Annotated in this window: 16 protein-coding genes; all 16 read right to left on the reverse strand. The window is 49.3% G+C overall.

The features are described from left to right. Window positions 1-22: 22 nt before the first annotated feature. On the reverse strand, window positions 23-880 hold the full coding sequence (locus tag ACTHMC_RS11855; RefSeq protein WP_440413335.1) for a hypothetical protein: 858 nt from the start codon (window positions 878-880) through the stop codon (window positions 23-25). Between the two features lie 19 nt (window positions 881-899). Then, on the reverse strand, window positions 900-2,393 hold the full coding sequence (locus tag ACTHMC_RS11860; RefSeq protein WP_440413336.1) for a RagB/SusD family nutrient uptake outer membrane protein: 1,494 nt from the start codon (window positions 2,391-2,393) through the stop codon (window positions 900-902). A 20-nt stretch (window positions 2,394-2,413) separates the two neighbouring features. Then, window positions 2,414-6,004, reverse strand: a complete 3,591-nt coding sequence (locus tag ACTHMC_RS11865) for a SusC/RagA family TonB-linked outer membrane protein (RefSeq protein ID WP_440413337.1) — start codon at window positions 6,002-6,004, stop codon at window positions 2,414-2,416. Between the two features lie 81 nt (window positions 6,005-6,085). Continuing rightward, entirely contained in the window at window positions 6,086-7,267 is a 1,182-nt protein-coding gene (locus tag ACTHMC_RS11870) for a FecR family protein (RefSeq protein WP_440413338.1), read from the reverse strand. Window positions 7,268-7,328: 61 nt separating this feature from the next. Then, on the reverse strand, window positions 7,329-7,889 hold the full coding sequence (locus ACTHMC_RS11875; RefSeq protein ID WP_440413371.1) for an RNA polymerase sigma-70 factor: 561 nt from the start codon (window positions 7,887-7,889) through the stop codon (window positions 7,329-7,331). A 306-nt stretch (window positions 7,890-8,195) separates the two neighbouring features. Beyond that, entirely contained in the window at window positions 8,196-8,948 is a 753-nt protein-coding gene (locus ACTHMC_RS11880; protein WP_440413339.1) for a class I SAM-dependent methyltransferase, read from the reverse strand. A gap of 152 nt (window positions 8,949-9,100) precedes the next feature. After that, window positions 9,101-9,853: an SDR family NAD(P)-dependent oxidoreductase gene (locus ACTHMC_RS11885; protein WP_440413340.1), complete on the reverse strand. Its 753-nt coding sequence runs from the start codon at window positions 9,851-9,853 to the stop codon at window positions 9,101-9,103. Continuing rightward, entirely contained in the window at window positions 9,850-11,175 is a 1,326-nt protein-coding gene (locus tag ACTHMC_RS11890; RefSeq protein ID WP_440413341.1) for an MFS transporter, read from the reverse strand. The genes ACTHMC_RS11885 and ACTHMC_RS11890 overlap by 4 nt, the downstream gene beginning before the upstream one ends. 255 nt (window positions 11,176-11,430) lie before the next feature. Then, window positions 11,431-12,327 (reverse strand): alpha/beta hydrolase fold domain-containing protein, encoded by an 897-nt coding sequence (locus tag ACTHMC_RS11895; RefSeq protein WP_440413342.1) that lies wholly within the window; start codon window positions 12,325-12,327, stop codon window positions 11,431-11,433. Between the two features lie 21 nt (window positions 12,328-12,348). Next, window positions 12,349-12,687 carry a cupin domain-containing protein gene (locus ACTHMC_RS11900; protein WP_440413343.1) on the reverse strand — a complete coding sequence of 113 codons (339 nt, stop codon included), beginning with the start codon at window positions 12,685-12,687 and terminating at the stop codon, window positions 12,349-12,351. Window positions 12,688-12,699: 12 nt separating this feature from the next. Continuing rightward, window positions 12,700-14,823 (reverse strand): heparinase II/III domain-containing protein, encoded by a 2,124-nt coding sequence (locus tag ACTHMC_RS11905; RefSeq protein ID WP_440413344.1) that lies wholly within the window; start codon window positions 14,821-14,823, stop codon window positions 12,700-12,702. A gap of 12 nt (window positions 14,824-14,835) precedes the next feature. Then, window positions 14,836-17,169, reverse strand: a complete 2,334-nt coding sequence (locus ACTHMC_RS11910; RefSeq protein ID WP_440413345.1) for a polysaccharide lyase 6 family protein — start codon at window positions 17,167-17,169, stop codon at window positions 14,836-14,838. A gap of 10 nt (window positions 17,170-17,179) precedes the next feature. Further along, complete coding sequence (locus tag ACTHMC_RS11915; protein WP_440413346.1) at window positions 17,180-17,911, reverse strand: FadR/GntR family transcriptional regulator; 732 nt, start codon at window positions 17,909-17,911, stop codon at window positions 17,180-17,182. Window positions 17,912-17,923: 12 nt separating this feature from the next. Further along, entirely contained in the window at window positions 17,924-19,498 is a 1,575-nt protein-coding gene (locus ACTHMC_RS11920; protein WP_440413347.1) for a hypothetical protein, read from the reverse strand. Between the two features lie 32 nt (window positions 19,499-19,530). Next, window positions 19,531-21,102, reverse strand: a complete 1,572-nt coding sequence (locus ACTHMC_RS11925; RefSeq protein ID WP_440413348.1) for a RagB/SusD family nutrient uptake outer membrane protein — start codon at window positions 21,100-21,102, stop codon at window positions 19,531-19,533. Between the two features lie 22 nt (window positions 21,103-21,124). Continuing rightward, window positions 21,125-24,328, reverse strand: a complete 3,204-nt coding sequence (locus ACTHMC_RS11930; RefSeq protein ID WP_440413349.1) for a SusC/RagA family TonB-linked outer membrane protein — start codon at window positions 24,326-24,328, stop codon at window positions 21,125-21,127. Window positions 24,329-24,607 lie beyond the last annotated feature (279 nt).

Below are 24,607 nucleotides of genomic sequence, written 5' to 3' on the forward strand. Positions count from 1 at the left end.
TACTTTGCTTACTGGTTGAGGTTTACAAATTACCGATCGCCTGCAGGTCTATATTGTATTGTGTTTTGTAATAGTTGATCACAAGATTGTATTTCCTTTTAAAATTGCCCTTAGGGTCGAAGGAAGGCGTGAACACATTGGCATCGAGCCAGGTCTTGTGATGGCCGGTTATTACTGTGATATAGTCGGCTACATCCTGGTATATGGTACCACCAAGCCGGTAAAAGAAATATCCGGCTTCTCTCATGAACGTGGGATCGGGTGAGTAACCTGAATTTGCCGGAGTAAAGTTTGGAGGAACTGCAATATTCCCCATCAGCAATCCCTTCAGCCATAAAGCGCCATGCAGTCCTCCCCTGGCGGAGTCTGCTGCTTCGTGAGACAGGCCGGAAAGCCGGCCGGTCAAACCAAAGGTGATATTGCTGTAACCCGGAGCTGCAGGCAACTCCAGCGTGTCAAATGGAAATGATTCCCGCTTCTTAAGGATCTTTGAGGCAAGCAGGATCTTGAATGGCAGGTTCTTTTGCAGGAATTCCTCCGGGTATTTGCTGATCAGCTGTTGCTGTAAAAAGTCGATTGTTTCCTGAATACCATTGGGGCCTGCGGCCGGCGCGGAAATATTGACCTCAGTAAGACCGGTAAAATTATACGTAAAATCCGCCTGGTTGTATTTGTAGAGGATCACGGAATTGTATTTTTTATAGAATTCCATGATCTGCTGGTCATATGGTTCATTTCCCTGCGGGAGCTGGTATTTCCGGGCGTCATCATCATTCTTTATGATGTCGTTTTCCTTTTTACAGGAAGCCAGGGTAATCAGCATCACCGCCACGTAAACAGCTGAATGGATCTTATTCATATGCTGGAAATATTTGTTCATGAATAAAAATATTGTGGGGTTAATTCAGGGGTACTCTTGTTGGTCCTTTGGGATTCTGGATCAGGTTGAAGTTGAGGTTGGTGGCAGCATCCGGCAGCTGTAAAGTATATTGCGGGTCGTGCGCATTCAGCTGATAGATCTTGTCAGCCACTCCTTTTCGCTGATACACATGTTTGATGGCGGGCATGCCATACCTGCGGAGATCATACCAGCGGTGGCCTTCAGAGAAGAGCTCTCTTCTTCTTTCATCCCGGCAGAACTGCAGGAGCTCGGGTCCGGTCATCAAAGTAAGTGGTTGGAAATCGGCGGGCCTGAATCTTTTTGACCTGAGGAAGTTGAGGTCATCCAGTGCTTTCTGGGCCTGTGCTACATCTCCGGTTTTGATATACAGCTGCGCGTACGCTTCAGCGCGGTTCAGGTAAGCTTCAGAAACCCTTAACGCTGATCCGCTGAACTTCTGGGCATTCTCCAGATTTCTTTTATTGCTGGAATATCTGACAGGTGCATACATCCGGAGGAACTCAGGTAATTCAGAAAAGTAATGAGTTGTTCTGATATCTGTTGCCTCAAACTTACTGGCCAGGTCTTCTGAAATGCTGTACAGCATACTGGCGTTGATATCCTGAAAATCTTTCTCATCACTGAACAACCATAATGTTTCTTCATTAGGTTTTGTACAAACGGGAATGAATGGGTCCATGTAATAATACTCGGGCCATGTGTTCAGATCGATGATGGTGGGATGAACGCTGATCACCCTGTCTGCATGTGTGATCACCTCCTGCCATTTCTCTGTGAACAATCCGATCCTGGAAGTCAGCAAATGGGAAGCGAGGTAATTGAAGCGATAGCTGCTCATTCTCTTACCTTTTTCAAGCAGTTCATTAGCCTGGTTCAGGTCTTTTTCAATCTGGGCATATACCTCGGCAACGGTGTTGCGGAAGGGCATTTTTTCAGACAAGCCGGAACTGAGGATGAGCGGAACCGCCAGGTGTTGATCCGGCGTGGTAGTAGAATCGTTGTAGGGATTACCATAAAGATTTGCCAGGTTGAAATAGTAAAAAGCCCTGAGCGCAAGGGCTTCCCCTTTCAGCTGGTCTTTCTCTGCCTGTGTACCTACAGATCCATCAACATTGTCCAGGGCAATATTGCAGCCTGCGATCAGGTCATAATATTTCTTGTAGGAGTTGGTTACTTCCAGGCTAGCCAAACCGGTGGCATCGATCCTGCGTGCGAAGTCCCATTGCCAGGAGAAAGCACCCAGTGGCTTTTCTGCTGTAATGGGATCGTCCTGGGCTGTTGGATAAGAGTAACACTGCAGGTCATCATCCATGAACTGGATCCCTGAATACAAATAAGTGGTCGGAATTGAATATCCTTCATTGAAAAGCAGCGCGCTGTAATCATCAGTTGTTTCCGGTGTCATTTCGCTCTGAGAGCGGCTTTCCAGGAATTTCTTGCATGAGCCCATCGTAATGATGGCTATAAATAGATAAAATATTCTGAGGTTCATAACAGACTGTTTGAAAATGATCAAAATCCAATACCCAGGCTAAGTGTATAGCTCCTTGTAATAGGCAATGCAGTGCTGCCGAGATTTGAAGCTTCAGGGTCCTGTCCGCGGAATTCCTTGCTGGTAATGATGAATGGATTGGCAATGAATCCGGAAAGGGTCATGTTCCTTACGCCCCATTTCAGCAGTTTTTTATCCGCAAAAGTATAACCGAGCGACATGCTCGTGCAGCGCAGGTAGTTGCCACTCACAAGGCGGGCGGTAGAATAATCATAGATCATGTAAGGATTCTTCCCGAACGTTGACAATACCGGCATATCCACATCAAAGAATGGGGAACCTGCGGGAATATTGGTAAAGGCCGGAATATTCGTATATTTTTCGTCACCTGGTTTCCTCCAGCGATCAAGGTATTCCCTGGAAAGATTGGCCTCTTCGTTAGGTACACTGACCGCTGCATTTCCGGTAGAGAACAGTTTGTTCAATCGTCTTTTGTTGCCTGTCTTTACCACAAAATTGGCTCCGAATGAAAATCGTTTATAGCGGATAGAGGTAGTGGAACCGAATTCAAGTGTTGGGTCCCTGGGACCGGAATACACCAGGAAGCTTCCCGGGTCGTCAGGGTTATAGGCCTCTTTTTTATACCTGAAGTCATAAAGCGGAAGACCATTCTGTGGGCTGAGCCCTGTAAAATTGAAAGAGTAAAATGATTCAAGGGGTGTACCTGGAAGGATCACGGTACCATTGAGGTAATCGAACAGGGTGAATAAGCTCTGGGAGTTCCCTACCTCATTTTTTACATAAGAGAAGTTAAAGGTTTGTGACCATTCAAAATTCTTTTTCCTGACAGGAGTTACCGTGATAGTTCCGTCCCATCCGGAATTGTTCATTTCCCCATAGTTCATATACATCTGGGCCATGCCATATTCCTGTCCGATATTTTTGGACGTAAGCAGGTCACTGGTGACTTTGCGGTATGCATTAAAGCTCAGGTTCACACGTCCTTCAAAGAAGCTCGCATCAACGCCCAGGTTATAACTTTTTGTTTTTTCCCAACGTAATTCCGGATAAGGCAGGCTTTTCAATTCAAGCAGCGATTCTCCTGACCTGGTATCGAAGGGATTGCTGGGGTATTTTGCGATCAGGTTCGGGCCAACATCACGTACCACATTACCTGCAGAACCATAAGATGCTCTGATGGATAGCTGGGTCAGCCATTTCCTGTCTCTGAACCAGTTTTCCGAATGTACATCCCAACGGCCGCTGATCACCCAGTTAGGCAGGAACCGTGAATTGGAATACTGTCCGAAGCGGTTAGATCCGTCTGTACGCACTGTGCCGTACACGGTATACTTGCCCAGCAGCCGGTAGCTGACCATTCCCATCCAGGACAGATAGTTTTCAAGTGTATTGGTTGATACTATGGAATGTCTTGGTGCAGGTGCAGCAGTATAAGCGTCGCTGAAATAAGTATTGCCTCTGTCAGGATAATATCCAATTTCCACACTGCTGATACCATCTGATTTCAATGACCTGATCTCGTTGCCCAGATCGATACTGAACTGGTCCCTGTTCTCAAACAGGTTAAGGTCGTAACGCAGCTGATGGCGCGCAGTAAAGTTCAGAGAATTTACATTCTGGGGATATGCTACTCCCCCATTAGGAAAGCGGGAGTTCTGGAACATCTGTGTGCTTTTGTCGAACGCACCGAAGTCGAATCCCCTGTGAATGGCTACGGCATGTGTGCGGTCTGACTGAAAAGCGAAAGTGGTGCTGGAGGCAGCGCTCATGCCATAGTTTGCCGTGAACGTAAGTCCTTTCATTACCCTGTAATTCAGGCTGGCCACCAGGTTGGCATCAGTGCCGCTGTTTGAATTACCTGACTGTGCCAGTTCATTCCGGAAGTTATAATGTATGGGGTTATTGTATGTTACACCTCCGTAACTTACAGAGGCTGTTCCTTTCTGGTAGAACTGGTCCGGGGAGATGGCTCTAGAAGTTCTCAATGCATAGTCCAGCGGGTTCAATCCGTAAAAGCCGGATGCTTTCCTGTAACTGGCATCCAGCCCGATGGAGATCCGCAGCTTGCGGGTTGCATCGATATCCAGGTTTGCCCTTGCAGAATAGAGTTCCAGATCGTCTCCTTTCATGGCTCCTTTGTTACTGTTATAGCCACCGGAAAAATAATAAGTTGTTTTGCCTGTGCCGCCGGAAATGCTGATGGAATGAGTGTGATTGAGGGCATTCCTGGTCAGCATTTTCAACCAGTCGGTATTCATGTATTCCAGCTCCTTCACTTTAGCGGCAAATTCTTCCTGTGTGATTTCCCTGTTGTTGAGCTTTACCACCAGGCCTTCATAAGAGATATCTATCGGAGGAGTAGCATAATAAATGCCATCATTGATCATTTCCCTGGAAAAGTTAACCCGTTCCTGGGAATTCATCAGGTAGAGCTGATCATAATTGGGTCTGCCTGTGAAGCCTACCGATGATGAATAACCGAAACTTGTGGGACCTGCTTTCCCGCGTTTTGTTCTCACCACGATCACTCCGTTTGCGGCCCGTACTCCATACACGGAGGTGGCAGCCGCATCTTTAAGTACGGTGACGCTTTCGATATCGTTGGGATTCACACCTGCAATGGCATTCCCTACAATGGCAAAGTTTGAATTGGAAGCGTCGGCCAGGGCGGCATTCAATTGCAGCGGGTTCAGGTTTACCTTGTCTTCCCGTATAATATCATCCACTACCCAAAGTGGCGCTGCATTACCAAGGATGGTGGAAGTACCACGGATGCGGATCTTCGGCGCGGCAGACGGGCTGCCGGAATTGAATACAGTGGTCATGCCAGGAACTTTACCCTGCAACATCTGTGCAACGGATGCCACACCGGGCTGCATGAAATCTTCAGCCTTTAACACAGTAACAGCACCGGTGAGCATTCGTTTATCGATCTTCTGATAACCGGTCACCACATATTCAGTCATCACAGTAGGTGCCGTGTCCAGTGCAATTTTTATAAAATCATCCTTTTTTACCACTACCTGTTCGGTTTTCATACCGAGGTAGCTGAAGCGAAGGATGTCGTTCTCTTTTGCCGTGAGGTTGAATACCCCTTTGGAATCGGTAGTGAGACCTCTTTTTTCAGGAAGCACCATGATGGAAACATTTGAAAGCGGAGCTCCCTGGTTATCCACCACCTGCCCGTTCACATTGTATAACTTGCCGGCCCTTACACTTTCTTTTTTTGTCTGCCTGGTAACCAGCAGAATATCGCCAGTGGTTCCTTCCACATAAACCAGGGAAGTACCGGCAAGGATCTTGTCGAGCACCTGGCGGCCTGATTTGTCGGAAAGTTCTACGGAAATATTGGGTTGTTTGCTCACTTCATCCTGCTGAAAGGAAATATGAACTCCTGATAATTCCTTTAGTTTGCGCAGGGCTTCTGCCAGCGACACATTCGATACTTTGTAATTGATTTTTTTGTCCAGGGGCCTTTTTGCCTGGGCATAAACGGAGAGAGAAGAGCTGGCCAGCAGTAGTAGCAGCGCGGAGTACATAATAAGCTCACGCGCCCGTTTTGGAACAGGTAGCAATACAAAATTTCTCATTTCAAAGCAGTTTAAATTTGATCAGATCAGGCCGGCATCGGGCCTTAAAGGATAGGAAGGTTTAAAGGGTATGGTCAGCCATCAACGGGATACACGCACCACTCTACCGGACACGGTGAACTTTAGTCCCTCGGTAGTGGAACTGATATGGTCCAGTACTGCCTGCAGGTTGTCCGGCGCGGCTATGTCTACTGTAAACCGGATATCCTTCAGAGATGAATCTTCAAACTCAAACTCATAATCATATGAACGGCTCAGCATCACTGCAATATTGCCGAGTGACTGGTCTTCCAGGTACAACTCTCCATCCTTCCAGCCAGTGAACAGTCTCGTGAACACGGGCGACTTGCCTGATTTTCCTGTTTCGGTATTATAAGAAGATTGTTCACCGGGTGTCAGCACCACAGCATTGGATGGATCACTTACTCTTACTTTTCCTTTTTCAAGTGTTGTGTATACGATCCTGTCATATGCCTTTACATTGAAGGCCGTTCCAAGTACTTCCACATAAAGGCTGCCGCTGTGAACGATGAATGGTTTGTTCTCATCTTTTTCAACATCGAAATATGCTTCGCCTTCCAGCGTCACTTCGCGCTTCAGGCCGTTGAAGGAAACGGGGAACTTAAGGCGTGATTCCGCATTCAGCCACACCAGTGTGCCATCAGGCAGCTTCACCTGTGATTTCTTGCCCCTGGGAACTATCAGTGTGTTGTATAATACCTCGCCGGATTTACTGCCAGCCTGGCCATAGACCAGTTGTTCTTCCGTGGCATCGATGGCAACACCGTTTTTTTCGGTTATGGATTGACGTTTACCCAGGTTCAGCTTTTGACCGTCTGCCAGTACCAACTGTACATCGCCTGTTGGAGGCTGGTCTGCGCGGCTTACTGAATCACGGTGGTCTGCCAGGCCAGTTGCTCCTTTTTTGCCGGAGGGTGCAAACCACCAGAAAGCTCCGGCAGCCAGCAGCAGTAACACTGCAGCTGCAGCCAGCTTGTATCGGAAGAGGCTCACCACTCTGGTTCCGCTGCCGGAAGCAATGTCTTCATTTCCGATACGTTCTCTCAGGCTTTCCCAGCCCTCGTTCACCGGAAAGCTTTTATCCGCGTTCACGGGCCTGAGCCTTGCTCTCAACCTTTTGAAGAATAGCAATACACTCCGCTCCTCCCCTGTAAGGCCGGATTGTTCCGGATCGATGGAAGGCTGGTCAAGTTGCTCTTCAAGCTTCTGCCAACGGATATTATCTTCTTCTTTCAGTTCCATATGAATAGTATCAGCACCTGTTAAACACCATCCGGACCGATAAGGGTGAATGGCTTTTCATTTATTTTTTTATAAAGAAATACAGCAACAGCAAATGGAGCAGCCACGCACATTCCTGCCGGAGGAACTGGTATGCAAGCCTGATCTGTGTTTTCACTGTATTGATGGAAATTCCCATTTTTTCCGCCACCTGTGCGTAGGTCAGACCTTCCTGGTTAGATGACAGAAAGATGGCCTTTCTTTGTTCGGGCAGCTTTTCGATGGCCTTCCAGAGTGCCTTGTTCTTCTCCTCTTCATCGGCATTGTCAAATGTTGATTTGGGCTGTTCTGCGGCAGCATTGATGAAGACCGATTCATCGGTGACAGCTATTTTCTTATTATTTCTCAGGTAATTCAGACTTGCATTTTTCACGGCACGAAGCGCATAACTTTTAAAATCTCCAATGATCACCATTTCCTTTCGCCTGTTCCAGCAGAGGAAAAAGAAATCCTGCACTACATCCCGGGCGGCCTCTTCACTCCCACTCACGTAGTAGGCAGCCTGGCATAATGCCTGGTAATGTTCTCTGAAGAGCACTTCAAGAGCTGACAGATCTATAATATTTCCCTGGTTACCTTCCATTAGCAAATCCGAAAAATAGGCGTTTTAAGCAGTTATACAGGAAAGGTAAAATGAAGCATTTTTCATCGGCGGGCAACAGTCAAATATAAAATAATTTAGCTGCTTCCGGCCCTATTGGCGCTTAATCGGGTACCAGGGACCCTGACCGGGTATTCCGGGCGGGCCAAGAGTATATATTGAGTTACAGTTATCCGGATCAATGGAGAGGAGCAGTTTCTTCATCGCAATGACAGATGTTTGGTTAACTATCTAACACCATGCAGCCGGAAAAGGGTGAAGGCCGGATAATATTTTTAAAAGAAATTCTCAGAAGACGCCGGAATACAGTTTGGTGGCGTAATTGATCACGATAAGCTCGTTCTCCTTGTACCTTTGAAACAGGCGTTCCAGGTCTTCCAGCATTTCATCATAACCGGCATCACCTTTGGCAGGCATATACGAAGAGGACATGAGCCTTCCTTTCAGGCCTTCATAATCGAAAACCTGTTTATTGGGGAATATATTCAGTTGCATCGGAGCCGGATCGAAGAAGAGGGCAATGTCTTCGTCCCTGATATTGCGATGGTCCACTTTTACATAATCGATGGCATGTTGCAGGATCAGTGCATCATATTCTCTTTCAAATGGTGTCTCGGAGAGTCTTTCGTTCCAGATCAGCACCAGCAAACCGTCTTTTTTCAGGATCCTTCTGAATTCTGTTTTGCATTTTTCCCGGTCGAACCAGTGGAAAGCTTGTCCTGCTATGATGGCATCCACGCTATTTTCGGGTAATGTGGTGTTTTCTGCAGTGCCCTTAACCGCTGTGAATTCCGGAAAATTTCCCAATACTTCAATGGCTTTATTGAGCATTTCCGTGTTAGGCTCCACGGCCTTCACCTGGTAACCTGTTTCCAGGAAGGGTATTGAGGAGATCCCTGTTCCTGCTCCGATATCTGCGATCACTTTTTTATTGTCCAGATCATACTCCTCTTCCAGGAAGCTGATGATCTGCCTGGGATAATGTGGCCTGTACTTTACATAATCCTCTACCCTGTTGCTGAATCTTTTGGTACTGTCCATATACTTCCTTTTCCTGGTTAGTTTTCAAATGTACGTCAACCTGTTGGTTCCGGTTGTAGGCCGGCTACTACCCAACAAGATAGGAAAAGGGCCGCACATGCGTGCAGCCCGCTGTTTAACCAGTGATTTTCAACAGGGACAAACCAGTATGTTTAAGAAAAATAAGTACCTCCGTTGATATCGATATTGGCGCCTGTGATAAAGCTGGCTTCATCGCTGGCAAGATATACCACAAGGTCGGCCACTTCTTCCGCCTTGCCTTCCCTGCGCAATGGAGTGGAATTGGCCACATTCTGACGTACTTCAGGCTTGGTGAAGCTGTCGTGGAAGAAGGTGGCGATCATGCCGGGGTCCACCGCGTTCACGCGGATGCCTTTTGGACCAAGCTCTTTTGCCATCGCTTTGGTAAAAGTAGCCACGGCGCCTTTGGCAGTTGCATAGGCAGAGGCTCCGAAGCCGCCACCATCCCTGCCAGCCTGGGAAGAGAAGTTGACCACTGCACTGCCTGCAGGCATATGGGGCACAACCTGCCTGGTGAGCAGGAAAGCGGACTTCACGTTGAGGTCCATCACATGGTCCCAGAAGTCTGCATCCATATCTGCAAGGAGCTTACGTGCAACCATACCGCCAGCCACATTCACCAGTATATGAATTTCATTTCCGAAAGCCTGCTGGGCTTCGCTCACAACCCGGGCCACATCTTCCCCTTTGCTCATATCGCCTTTCACCGCGATTGCTTCGCCACCGATGGCTTTGATAGCATTCAGGGTTTCCTGCGCCTGTTGCTCGCTGCTGAAATAATTCACCACTACTTTCGCGCCCTGCTGCGCAAGTTTAACGGACACGGCTTTGCCGATATCTCTTCCGCCGCCGGAAACGATGGCAACTTTTCCCTGTAGTCTCATATATTCTCTTGTTTAAATTGTTTTTTGGATGAAATGAACATGATGCAGCACCATGCGATGGGGACCATCAGTGCGCCCATGATGAAAAAGGAGGTATAACTTACTTTGGTGATCACCGGAACCATCCAGGTAGTGATGAGCGTACCTGCAACCGCAGTAGTGCCACCCATACCTGCTACTGTTCCTACATTTCTGCCATGGAAATAATCACCGGGCAAAGTCTGCAGGTTATTGATCAGGAACTGGAATCCAAAGAGCGTGGCGCTGATGAAGGCGATGGCCATACCCGGCTGCTCCTTCAATTCTTCGAGATAGTATGCGATCGCGCAGAGTGATAACAGCATGATCACGCTCCCGATGGTGATGGCGCTCTTTCTGGCTTTGGCCGCATCCACACCGCGCTTGATGCGTGCAGATGAATAGAAGCCTCCTGCCAGTCCGCCTACCGCTGCAAAGAAATACGGCACCCAGGCGAATGCCCCGATCTGTTTCATGTCGAAGCCATATTGTTCTTTCAGGAAAGTTGGCAGCCAGGTGACAAACATCCACCATACAGGATCGATGAAGAAGCGGCTGCTGAGGATGCCCCATGTGCTCTTGAAATTGAGCAGCTGTTTCCAGGTGTATACAGTGGCCGGCGCTTCTGTTTTTGCAGACTGCGCCTGTACCTGTCCTCCCTGGATATGCGCCTGTTCTTCCGGTGTGATCCAGGGATGTTTATCGGGTGTATTCTTATTGATCCATAACCAGGGGATCAGCCAGAGAAAGCCGAGCACACCGATAAGCAGGAAAGTGATCTTCCAGCCGAAAGCCAGGAAGAGTGCTGCAATCACTGGTGCGGACACTACCCCGCCGATAGACGCCCCTGCACCAAAGATGCCCTGCGCAATAGCACGCTCTTTGGGAGGGAACCATTCTGCATTGCTCTTGGTAGCACCGGGCCAGTTTCCCGCTTCGCTGATCCCCAGCAGAAAGCGGAAGATATTGAAGCTGAGAATGCTCCTGGCGAGCGCATGCAGGCCTATGGAAATGCTCCAGCCCACTATACTAACGGCCATGCCTAAGCGAGTTCCTATTGCGTCCATCATTTTTCCCGTGATCGTTTGCCCGATGGCATAAGCGATCATAAAGAAAGTGGTGATAAGGGCCAGGGTGCTCTTGCTGTCGGCTTCCGCAATTCCGAAATCCTTATAGATATAGGGCCACATGAAGTTGATGGCTCCACGGTCTATATAGTTGATGATGGTAGCCAATCCGATGAGGGAGATGATCCACCAGCGGAGACCTTTTACCTGGAATTTGCCTGTTTGTGTTTGAGCCATTTCTTGTTTTTAGATTTCTTTCGCTGCCCGGTAGAGGCAGCGTTTGGCCGTGGAAACAACGTGTGCCCAGTGGAAGCAGCGTATGCCCAGTAGCTCGCCTCCGGCGAGTTACTGCTATTTGTTCGCCTCTGGTGAATACCGCGTCGCCGGAGGCGACGGAATATAAGTCACTCGCGGGGACGCGAGCGACTGGGTACACCTTATTACTTTACGCCACACCATGTTACTTTACGCCACACCTTGTTCTTGGATCCCTTACTTTTTATCCGGTATTCCCAAATCCACCAGGAATTTAGCAATAGCCCTGTTCAGCTCAGACGCTTTCTCTTTGGGAAAGCCGCCATGCTTGCCGCCTTCAATGGTCATGAACTCGGTTTTTACACCTGCTTCCACCAGTTTCTTATGCAGGTCAACAGACTGCTGGTAAGGCACGGTGGGATCTGCATCGCCATGCACGATGAATACAGGTGGATTGTTCTTGTTCACGAAATTGATGGGCGATACTGATTTTATAAATGCAGGGTCTTTGGCTTTATCACCCAGCCAGCGGGTAGCCGACTTACTGGTGATATTGGTGCCGTAGGCCCAGTCATTCACATCCGTGATGCCGTATTTGTCAATGATGGCGGCTACTTTCACATTCTCAACACCCGGGCAATTGCCATCGAATCGATGATCGTTGCCGAGCAGTCCAGCCATCAGCGCCAGGTGACCGCCTGCGCTGCCGCCCATGATCACGATGCGGTTGACATCGATATTCAAAGCCCTGGCATTTTTGATCAGGTAGATCAGCGCACAGCGTGCGTCTTCAACAGCGGCCGGTGCTGTGGCCTGGCCGGTGAGACGGTATTCGATATTGCAGACGGCAAAATTCATTTTGAAGAAAGTGCTGAAGCCTGTCTGTGATTCTTTGGTGCCATGGTTCCAGCCGCCGCCGTGGATATTGATCAGTACGGCTGTGGGTTTGCCGGTATTGGCTGGCAGATAGAGATCCAGTTTCTGTTCCCAGTCCTTTCCTTTGGTGTACACTACATCTATCTGTGAAGTATAACCGGCAGGTAACTGTACTTTCTTTACTGAGTCTTTTGTTTCTTCCTGTGCCATAACCGGTGCGGCGGCCAGGAGGGCTAATGCGAAAATGAATGTTTTCATACTCATGATTTATTGAGGTGATCAGGGTAAAAAATCTTCTCTGAGCGGGCTGAACACATCCACCAGCAGGCCGGGTTCCAGGCATACACAGCCATGGATCACGTGCGGCGGAACGTAGTAACCATCGCCTTTGCGGATGATCTTCTTCTGATCGCCGATGGTCATTTCAAATACACCGCTCTCTACATAGGTCACCTGTACGTGTGGGTGCTCATGCAGGGTGCCTACCGCTCCTTTTTCGAATTTTGCTTTTACCAGCATGATATTATCGTCATAACCGTATACCTGTCTCTTGATCCCGTTGTTGAGGTCTTCCCAGGGGATCTCCTGTTCAAACTGAAACTCGCTGCTTGCTCTCATGATTGTTATTTTTTATTCTATTACCAGGAATGAGTTGGGCTCATTGCGCCTGATGCTGATTTTATAGGTTTTCTTTTTGTATGCAAAGATGAATTGAATAATGCCGTTGGTTGATGAAAGCAGTGTAAGGTCTTTCACCTGCGCCTTAGCCCCGGTGGTCACTTCCGCAATGGTATTGTTCCTGCCATGCGGCTCGGTGATGCTGATGAAAGTATGACTGGTGGCCGCAGGCTGCGTCAGCATGAATGCTTTTTCAGTACGCAGATTAAGGTTGGGATCGTCGGCGCCCAGGGTTAGCAGTTTTACACGCGTTGCCGTATCCGCCACAAAAGAGGTGGTGTAGAATTTACGGTTGTTCAACACAGTTATATATGGCTTGCCTTTGGAAGGAATACCGCTTCCGTTGAGCCAGATATGCTGGTATCCATCACTCCTGCCGAGCGCGGACAATTGCTTTTTGTTTATCTCTGCCGGGAAGCCCAGGTCAGTGACATGCCCCTGGTACCAGAAGGGAAGATCGTACTGGTGTGGCTGCTGGCTGTTCGCGGCAAATACATCTATCAGTATGGCCTGCTCTTCTTCATCAGGTGTGAAGAGTATGGCAGAGCGCCAGAGGTTGGTGCCTTTGTAGGCATTCTTCTCTTCGGCACTCACCACCTGGTAGCGGTTGTTGACAGTGAAGTTCACCAGTGAAGGCGTAAACTCCTCTCCTATTTTCTCGTTATTGTTGAAATGGGATTGCTCATCCACCACCAGGGTGTTGTGGGCTACGGTTTGTTTACCCCAGGTATCATTCTCTTTGGTATAGTTGCCTCCATTCTTGGTTTCCACGTTCAGGAAACGAACGGCTCCATAATCGCTGAATACTTCTCCGTTGTTATCATACACCAGCAGGTTGAGCCTGTCGAAGTGGCCATGGCCCATACCTTGCGTGCCTGCCTTCATCACTACGCAGAGCTGGTTGCTGTTGGGGCCGCTGCGCAGGATGCCGATGCCGCCACCTTTGCCGTCTGCGCCATCATTGATCCATTGTGGCTTGTAAGCGAAGGGCTTTGTTTTGCCGGCAGCAATGGCTTTGGCCACGCTCAGACCGGCATCACTGATGATCACTCTCTCCTGCTGTTGTGCAATATCAAGGAGATCATCCCCTGCCTGCATATCACTGTATGCGATATTCACTGCATAGACCATTTCTTCCGTTTCATAGGTCTTGTCCTTGATGGCATCATTGAGCGGGAAGAAAACCTTATTGGTGTAGGTGCATTGTAATGCTGTGTTCACTGCTTTCTTCAGCAAACCGCTGCGGAAATCATAGATCCTGAATCCTGGCTCATACTGGTGGATGGCTTTTGCAAATAGCATGAAAGGCAGGATGGCGTAACGCTGGTAGTACGGCCCTTCTGCATAATAGCCGTCGGGTGAAAACAACTGGTTGAGTTGTGCGAGGAAGCCGCCTTTGTCATCCAGTTTTGTGCCGTGCAGTGCCTGCTGCACCCATTCTTTTCTGCCGGTCACATAACCGGTCATGCCAACTGCGGCCACCGACCAGGTGCCGTGATTATGCACTTTGTTGAAGATAGAGCCGTTTACTACGGAGAGTTCCTTCACCACGGAGGCGAAGAGATCCTCTTCGATTTTTTTTCTGTCTGCAGCCGGGATGGCGTTGTACACGCAATCATAGGCCTGGATCATATACACCTGCCATACGCAGTCGTTCAGGTTCTGCCAGAAGATCTTTCCGCCGGGTTCCTGCTTGCGTTTGGGATGCCTGCCCCAGGTATTGTACACGGCTGCGTATTGGAGCAATAATTCTTTTACATAGCGGGCATAACGCTCGTCTTTCGTTATCTGAAAGGCAATGCCGCAAGCCAGTGCCTGCTGGTAATTCTTTTTATGTTTTTCATGGGTAACGCCGCCACCGCCATCGGCAGGTGTTGGTACTTCAATACCGGATTTAAGCGCCTTGTCGGCATCCTTCTTCACTGTTTTGAAGCTGGAGGCCATTACCGGGAAATCCTCTACCCCACGCCTCACCGCCGCAATATGCTGCTGCGTGAGCATGATGGAGGGATGTGATTGCGCCTGCGAGTAAATACCCGCAAGCATGATCAATATGGAAAGAAAAATAGTTCTCATAGTACGCTCGAATTAAAGTATGCCCATGGGTTTACCATCGTTGCCGTTCATATTGCCGGCTGCCACGATCCTGAAATCATTGGCGGCTGCATTACGGAATACGGGTTTTGTTTTTACGATGTTCTTTCCGGTGGCTTTGTTGAAGAATGTGCTGATTCGGCCGCTGTCGTACACATTGCAATAATCGATATTGAGTTTGTCCCAGGCCATCTCTTCAAACCAGATGATCCTGCCGCCCTTTCCGCTGTAATTGAAAACGCTGTTGGTGATACTGGCCACCTGCACACCGATAAGCTTTACTACTGTGCCCTGCATGCGGTTCTCCACATTATGAAAGGTGCAGTGATCGATGGTTACTTCCGGACCGGTAGTGCTCTCATCGTTCCCACCCCTGTATACATTGATGGCCCCGCTGAGTGTATTGGCGAATACGGAATTGTACACGCGCAGATATGCAAGATTGTAAATGCCTTTATCATCTTTCTCTGCGCCATAATCGATGCCCATACCGGCATTGTTGCGGAATACGGAATTGCTGATGATCACGGAGTCCGCATAAGTGCCTTTGGTGCCTTTGATGCATACATGTCCGCCTTCGTTGAAGTTGATGAACTCACAGCCATCCACTTTCAGGAGATAGTGTGCGCTTACGGGCTTGTTGCCGGTGCTGATGCCGGATTTAACGGCTTCATAGTTTTCGTAGGAACTGTTGAAGATGATATTCTCCACTTCAACACTGCCCCCGCTGTCAAGGAGAATGAAGGCAGGAAGACTGGCTGCTGAAATATTCACCAGTTGCGGCTTTCCGGCCAGGCCGCTTTTTCTCCTGATCACAAGTGGTTTAGAGATCACCAGTGATTTGTCAATTTTATAATTGCCAGCTTCGGTCAGCTCAATCACATCGCCATATGCTGCCCGTTCTACAATGGAAGGCAGCTGCTGGCTGTCGGCGGCTGCCACTGCATGCACGGCAGGCTGACGAACGGTTGCCAGTTCAGGGTTGAACCAGGAGGCGCCGGTATTAGCGGCGCTCATCCAGTTCAGTTTACTGAGGTCCGCTCCCTCTTTGGAAGCAGGCACCTTGAACTGCTGACCCGAATACGATACAGCAGTGAGAGAAGGTTTGTCGGAGCTAAAACCAGTGGGTACAGATGCTACCGTTTTACCGGAAAAGCGGTTGTTCTTAAACGTGATACCGCCATCGTTGTTGGCATCTTCATAAAGTGTGGCATTGCTGTTGAGGATGAAATTATCCCTGAAAGTAACGCGTGCCGGAGGCAATGTTCTTTCTTCATCTTTACCGGCGCCGAAAAGGATGGTCTTGCAGTTTATGAAGGTGTTGTGATGGATGTCCACATCCGTTACCTGCATATAACGGTTGAGCGGTGAATTTGGCACACCATTCAGTACCGTAAAACCGCCATGGAAGCCTTTTCCGGCCAATTCGATGAAAAGGTTGTTAGATACAGTGTGACCGGGGTTGATCACCCGTACCCCACCGGTATAGGGTTTGTTGTTACCAATGAAAATATTGTTGAGCACGGTATTACCGGAGCCATGGCGAAGCACCAGTCCGCCTTCACATTCGTAGAAGGTATTTTCCGTAAGCATATTATTGCAGCTCTTTACGGAAATGATCTCCACTTCCCCGTTGCATCTTTCAAAATAGTTATGATGTACGCGGGTATTGCTGCTGGCGAGGGAATAGCGACTTACCCCAATGCGGATGGTCTCACCACCATTGGATCCCAGTGGCTGGCGGCCTCTGAAATAATTGCTGTCGATGCTATGTTCATTGTGCTGCGAGCGTTCGTCGTTCAGTTCCACGATGAGGGTGGTACCGGTATTGAGCTTGTTGCCGATCACGCAGTGATCGATTCGGTTCTGTTTTCCCCAGAGCGTGATCCAGTGGTCATCGTCAGATCGGCTGGGTTTGCTGAAGTTCTCGAACACGCATTGGGTGAGGCGGCAGTTGTTGGCCAGCCTGTCGCTTTTACGAAAGTCAACGATGGATTTTTCCACTGCATATCCATCCGTGAAATGTAAACCTGAAACCGTTACATGATCACTGCCGAAACGGATGAATGAATTACCGGTAAGCTTCACACTGCCCGGAGTTTCGGCCATTACCACGATGGGTTTTCCGGCACTGCCGGATGAAGTAATAAGCATGGAAACATCCTTCCAGGTTCCGTTGGCCAGTACAATACTGTCGCCCGGTTTAGCTTTGTTCAATGCGGATCTCAGTTCCTGATTATCTTTCACGGGTATGCGCTGGCTGTAACCTGTGTTCATGGCCAGCAGCAGGGTTGCTGTGAGCAACATCGGATTGTTTCGTTTTTTCAAAGCCTTTGATTTATGTTATTGCCAGGTGTTTCTGAGTGCTGCTGATCCGCAGGATATCGTCCAGGTGATTGGCCATGGCCAGTGCTGCTGCATCTTCATCCTGGTCGGCAATGGCTTTCAGGATCTCGTGGTGTTCAGCCATGGCTTCGGCGCTGCGGTACTCTCCGCAGATCTTTTTTTCTATGATATTGCGGATGATATCGGGCAACAGCAGGAGCAGCATGGATTCCATTACGGAGTTCTTGGCGGCATTGGCGATCTTGAGGTGAATGAACATGTCTTCCTGTACGGCATTCTCCTTTGCATTGATCTTTGCATCATAGGCTGCCACGGCGGCACGCAGGGATTCCAGATCTTCTTCGGTCCTGCGCTGTGCGGCCAGCCTGGCTGCATTGATCTCCATATAATAACGTGCTTCAATAAGCGCAAAGAAGTCGTTCTTATTGAAATTGATGATATCGTTTAGGATGCCTTCCATCATCTGGATATTGTACTGCGCTACGTAAGTGCCGCTCTGGGGTGATGTTTTGAGCAGGCCGAAGAATTCCAGTTTGCGGATGGCATCGCGCACATAAGTGCGGCCTACACCGAATTTCTCTGCCAGGATCCGCTCTGCCGGGAGGCGGTCGCCGGGTTTAAGCAGGCCTTCACTCATCAGCTGTTTCAACTGGCGGATGATCTTGTCAACCGGTGATTCTACTTCGATAGCTTTAATGGTTTCAATGATAGAAGATTGATCCATATAGTGGTTGTTTTACTTTTCTCTTAATATATCCATTGTAATGGTGGATGTGCTCTGATTGGGCAGTCCCACCACATTCACGTTGATCACTTTCAGCAGGATATTCTTAGCCGTACTTCCTCCGGGAGGTGTGGTATTGGCATAGATCAGTGAGTTGGCGGCAAATGTGCTGCTGTTGGGCGCACTGGCCGTTGGCGCCTGCACACCAGCAAAGAAGGTGGCTGTTGCCAGGTCATCAAAGTTCATAGCATCCAGTTTTGTTCTCACTGCGGTTTCGGCAGCACCGGACAGTACCCGGTAAGTGGTCTTCGTAAGGGTGGTGGCATTCGGCAGTGGCGGGTCCCAGTTGCCACCGTTACATTTGAAGGTGGTGAGGGTGCCGCTTGAAATGGCCGACGGATTCTGAAATGCCAGCAGCGGGGTGCTGTTACAGAAGATCGCTATTTCGATCTTCGCATGGAGCGAAGGATCTGCATTGGCATCACATGGACTGATGGTGGGCCTTCCTGGTTCCCCGATGAAGAAGCAACTGGGAGAAGTGGTGGTGGTATTACCCTGCGCCATCATGGTCACATTCTTCCAGTACCAGAATGGGAGGATCTGCGTTGGATTGCTGCCGGCTGTTGTGCCGGTTGCATCACTGGCTTCGATCCTCACGCCCGTTACATCATCCGCAAATGGAAATCCATTTACTTCAAAACTGTAATTGAACTCATTGGGCTCACTGTTCTCCAGCACTGGTGTGATGGCCTGATACAGGGTATTGCCGCTGGCTTTTACAATATAAGCATTCACGGTAGTGAGCGCTGTAAATGATTTGATGGTCCCTTTCACTGCCGGCTTGCTATCCGGCAACGCCACTTTCAGTACTGCTGATGCAAAAGTAATCACTGGTTTGAACGGAATATTTACAAACTGTACAACTTTTTCAGCTTTTAATTGATAAATGTCCACTACCTCGATCTTCAGCTGGCCGGCGCCATCGTTGTACTCATACTGGTAGTTGAGGGTGAGGTCTTTTGCATTGTTGCCCTCCACGGACCCAACCAGTTCAAAATTGCCGGTGGCATTGTCGTAGATATTCACCTTACTGATACCCGTAGGCGATGAGAGTTTGCCGGTGATGGCGGTGAGGCCTGTCAGTTGTGGCGTGATCGTTTCCGGTACCTCGGAAATTACGGGTGCGGCAGGATCGAAATACCGGATCGCCACGATCTTCTCCAGGTAGGTATTATTATCCTGCACGGCCAGTACTTTTATGCCTTTGGCTCCGATCAGGCTTACGCCCGACCAGGAAGCGGCCTTCAGGGAAAAATCATAACCCGTAGGCGCATCAGCGGGAAAGTCTACCTGCAGCAGGGTGTCTGTCTTGCCCTGGCGTTGCAGGTAGTAGTAAATTGTTTTCAGCTGGATATTGGTGCTCAGGTTGCCGCTCACCGTTTCTTCAGGCTGAAATTTCTTGATGGCGTTATTGTATACATAGTCCTTTGCCGTGAGTGTGCCTTCGGGCAGCACTGCATCTTTTTTCTTGCACATCACCAGCAGCAGCATTGGCAAAACGGACAATATTCTGATAATCGATTTCATATGACTGGCGTTCATGTTTGTAATGAGGTTGACTAATAACCGGGGTTCTGTCCGATCTCCAGTTCATTATTCGTATCCAGCTCGCGCTGCGGAATGGGCAACAGTGGCCTGGTCTGGAGGTTTGCTTTCAGTTCATCCAGCGGAACTGCAGGTTTGAACCTTTTGTAATGTGCATCGTATTCGGAAGTGTAGTAAGCTTCCATCAGCTCGATGAACTTACCGGTACGCAGCAGATCGAATAACCTTTGATTCTCGAAGGCCAGTTCGATGCGGCGTTCTTCCAGCAGTTTGTCCAGGAAGTTAGCGGCAGTGATCGCTTCAGGACCGGATTCAGGATAGAGATAGAACTGCGCGCTGAAATTACCGGTACCGGGGTAAGTACCCGCTCCTGCCCTCGCACGTACATCGTTGATGATATCAACTGCCTCCGGCGAAAAGCCCAGTGCTTCGGCTTTCAGCAACAGCACATCGGAGAAACGGATCACCGGGAAATCATTCTCGGCATCGTTCCTTACCATTACAGGCGATATGAATTTCTTCACGTATGTCAGTGCATTATAGCGGTCGATGGTCACGGCCTTTCTCTTATCCACAAAGCCGGTGGCAGGTGCGATGTATTTCGCTTCCATATTGGCGGTGGGGAAATTCAGGCCTGAACCATTGCCATTCACGATGGTGCTGCCGCTGTTGAGGGCTGCAAATGAGTTGGCCATGAAATTACCCAGACCGAGCCCCCCTGCCTTGAAGCGGATAGTGAAGATGATCTCCTTGTTCACTTCATTGTTGATGCTGAATACATCGGCATAATTGGGAAGCAGACCATGACCACTGTTGCTGATCACATCATCCAGCAGGGCCAGTGCTTCTGTCTTCCTGTCTTCATCCAGGTACAGTTTCGCAAGGAGGCTTTTGGCGGCCCAACTGGTCACCCGGCCCATATCTGCCTGGTTCTGTACGCTGTAGTTGACAGCAGGAATGAAGCTGGCGGCTGCTTTGAGATCGGCTTCTATCAGTTTATAACAATCTGCAACGGAGGAGCGAGGGATCTTTTTCAATTGTGCAGGCGTCTGCTGGTCCGTGATGATGAACACGCCACCGTAGAGGCGCACCAGGTTGTAATAATGATGAGCGCGGATAAAAAGCGCTTCTCCGGCCAACTGGCGCCTGAGGCTTTCTTCCATCTGTGCGGTTCCTTCGCCCATCGTTGTTTGTCCATTGGCGTAAGTAACACCCAGGCTGCGCAGTACATAGTTGGCGCTGCGGATATTCTTGTAAGTGTAGAACCAGTAGTCGTACACCTTGGTATGCGCCGAATTCTGTAAATACGCGTTGAGGTCGTTCAGCTCGATGTTGGCCACCGATGTACTGTTGGGTGATCCCTGTTTGCTCATGTCTGAACGGAGTTCGGTGAGCATCCATTCCGTTTCCAGTGGTTTCTGCATGCCATTGTAAACGCCTGTGAGCGCCACTTTCACCTCCTCGTAATTCCGGTAGTAATTTTCTACGCTCACATTGCTTTCCGGCTTCAGGTCAATAAGCTTGTTACAGGCGGTGCTGCCAGTTATCATAAGCCCGATCGGAAGTATATAGTGAAATGCTTTCATGATTGTCGATTGATAGGTCTGATTAAAAAAGAATATCTACACCCAGTGAAACGGTTCTGCTCATCGGGAAGCCACCGCGCTGGTAGCCATCGATCAGCGGAGTGCCGTACACACCGCCGGTGGTGCGGGCTTCAGGGTTCACACCACGGTAACCTTTGGCTGTGATGAAGAAGAGGTTCTCCCCTGCTGCATAGAAGCGAACGCTACTTAGCTTCAGTCTCTTTACCCATTTTGCAGGTGCGGTATACCCCAGGATCACACTGCGCAAGGCTGCATAGGAACCATCTTCCACTACATAGTCGGTCAGCATCCAGTCGGAGCCATTGCTGGCATAGGGTGTTTTACCATCTCCGGGATTGGCAGCGCTGATCCAGCGGCCGTTGGTATTATAATTCTTATTGTACCATTTCGATTCGTTGTAGAAGGCATCACCATTGAGGATCTGTGCGCCCTGTACACCCTGGATCACCACGTTAAGATCAAAGCCTTTGTACTTCACATTGTTTACAAAACCCCAGGTGAAATCAGGGAAAGGAGAACCGAGCACCATCCTGTCCTCTTCATCGATGCGTTTGTCTCCGTTACGGTCAACAAATTTCAGTCCGCCTGCTACAAAATATTTGGAGAGGGAACTGGTATATCCTGCTGCCTGCGCATCAGCGATCTGCTGGTCTGAAAGCCATACTCCGTCTGTTTTGTAGCCATAGTACTGTACAGAAGGTGCGCCTGCGAATGCGGCATAGATCTCATTCCTTTCACCATAGTTGAACTGGTGGTCTTCGCCGCCGATATTCAGCAGGGTGTTTTTATTGGTAGCGAAATTAAGCGAGGTGGACCATTCGATCTTCTTGTTCTTCACGTTGTGTGAGGTGAGCTCCAGCTCCCAGCCTTCGTTCTTCACTTTGCCGATATTGTTCCAGAACTGGTTGGAACCGGAGAAGCTCATGGTGCCTTGCTTGAAAAGAAGGCGGTCGGTAGTTCCGTTGTAGTACTCGATGCTGGCAGTAACACGGTCTTTGAAGATACCGAGGTCGATACCTGCATTGTACTGGAAGGTACGTTCCCAGGTGAGTACGTTGGGCAGAACATCGTTGTTGGCAGCAAGACCATTATTCAGTGTACCTGTACCACCACCGAAGGGATAGTTGGCCATATTCAGCAGTTCCAGGTAGGCAAATGGTTCGATGCGGTTATTACCTGTTGCACCGTAACTGGTGCGGAGTTTCAGGTTGCTGAGCCAGTTCACATTCTCCATGAAAGGCTCGCTGCTTACACGCCAGCCCAGTGAAGCGGCGGGGAACCAGCCGTATTTCTGTCCGGCAGGAAAATATCCGGAACCATCTGCACGCAGGGAGGCAGACATCAGGTATTTGCCTTTGTAATCGTAGGTAACACGACCGAGATAACTCAGCAGCCCAACGGGGATCTTAGTGGTGTAGGTGCCTGCCACATCAAAAGAAGAAGCCTGGTTGAGGGTTTGAATATCATCACTCGGCAGGTTGAGGCCGGTGATCTGGTTCTCAGTGGTGTTCGTTTTCTGTGCGGTATAGCCCAGCAATCCTGAGAAGTTATGGTCTCCGAATGAAGTGTTGTAGTTGAGTGTATTCTCCCAGAGCAGGTCGATCATTTTCCGGATCTGTTGTGTGCCGGTGTTCACGTTGCCGTCCTGCCGTGCATTCTTCATAGTGAAAGAGTTGGTTTCCGTCTGGTTGAAATACGCGCTCACACTGGATTTCAGTTCCAGCCCTTTCAGGATGCTGATGCTCAGATCGGCACCTGTGAGTAAGCGATAATTGTAACTGAACCGGGAAACCCTGTCTGCAATGGAACGTGGTGTGTTGTTGCTGCTGGAGAATGGAATTACTTTTCCTTCCGTGAGATTAGGCTCGTTGTAGGAGTTGTAGTAAGAACCATCGGGCAGGTAGCCCTGGTACACCAGGTTGGAGAAGTGGCCGGCCTGCGCCCAGTCGCCCGGACGGATATTCGCCCATGTTGGGTTCTGATTTACAAAGGCAGCTGTGGCGGCTGTATGACGGACCGGTAAACCAGAATAGAACCGGTAATAGTCCGTGAAGTTGACGGCAGGTAATTCTGTTTTGGTGTAAGACGGGTTGAAGTTGATTCCGAATTTCACAGCCTTGCTCAGGTTACCGTCAATCTTGGCTTTCATATTGATCCGGTCGTACTGGTTGTGGATCATAATGCCCTGGTCACTCTGATAGTTACCCGAAATATAGTAGCGGATCTCTTTACCTCCTGATACGCCCATCTGCACGTTGTTGAGCCTGGCATCCTGCAGGGCTTCATCCTGCCAGTTGGTGCCATCGCCATTACGCAAGGTGTTCTCCACCAGGTAACGGGCGATCTCCTGCGGAGTGATGAGGTTCCTGTTGGCTGCTGTAACCGTTGGGTCTTTTTCGCGAAGCGCCGCTTCTGCATACATCTTTTGCGTGTACTCGGTGGTAGTCATGATGGGATGCAGTTCGTAGGCCGACTTCACACCGGTATACGCTTTCACGGTATAACGCGGCTTGTTGGTTTTGCCGCTCTTGGTAGTGATGATGATCACACCGTTGGCGCCGCGTGAACCATAGATGGCGGCAGAGGCCGCATCCTTTAGCACTTCAACGGATTCCACGTCGAAGGGATTCACCATACTGAGGCCGTCCGGTACCGGATGGCCGTCCACCACTACCAGCGGGTCTGCATTGGCGCTGATGGAACTGAGGCCGCGTACGCGCACTCTTGGACTGGTGCCGGTTTCAGAGCTCAGGTTCTGAATGGTAACACCTGCGATCTTTCCGATCAGCGCCCTGTCAAGACTGCTGGTGGGGATCTCATCCAGGTTTTCATTTTTCAGTTTGGAGATAGCGCCGGTGAGGTGCGATTTACGTTGTGCGCCATAGCCGATCACTATCACATCGTCCAGTACCGTTTGTGAGCCTACCAGTTTAATGGAAAGAGAATCCTTTCCACCGATCTCTACCAGCTGGGATTTGTATCCAACGGCAGTGATCATGAGACTGGAGTTTTTGAGACTGGGGACCTTGATGCTGAAACGGCCGTTCTCGTCGGTAGTGGCGTGGGCGTTCTTTCCGCCGGCCACGCTGATGGTGGCTGCAACCGGAGCGCCGGTTTTGGAGTCTGTAACAATGCCTTTCAGATTTTGGGCCATTGCGCCCAGACTGAGAAAAAGGCAGAGAAGCAGGAGGTTGAGTTTTCCCATAAAGCAAGCTTGTTTGCATTAGCCGGGGTCAGCCGGTAAATCACAATCGTTTAGTTACCCTTTTAAAATTGGTTGACCAATTTCTGGGTGACCAAATTTAGGGAATTTGAATTCCGGCCCAAATTAATTTTTGGTTAGACACACAGTGCTGTGAAAATGAGAAGATAAGATGTGGAAGAAGGATAAGTGCAGGGAAGTATTTCATTGTATTGCCTGGATGATATGCTCTGGATTAAATAGATATATTTGCCAACGAGGATTGGAATGATCCCTAACCGA

It is taken from the genome of Pseudobacter sp. (assembly GCF_051955275.1).
GTDB lineage: Bacteria > Bacteroidota > Bacteroidia > Chitinophagales > Chitinophagaceae > Pseudobacter.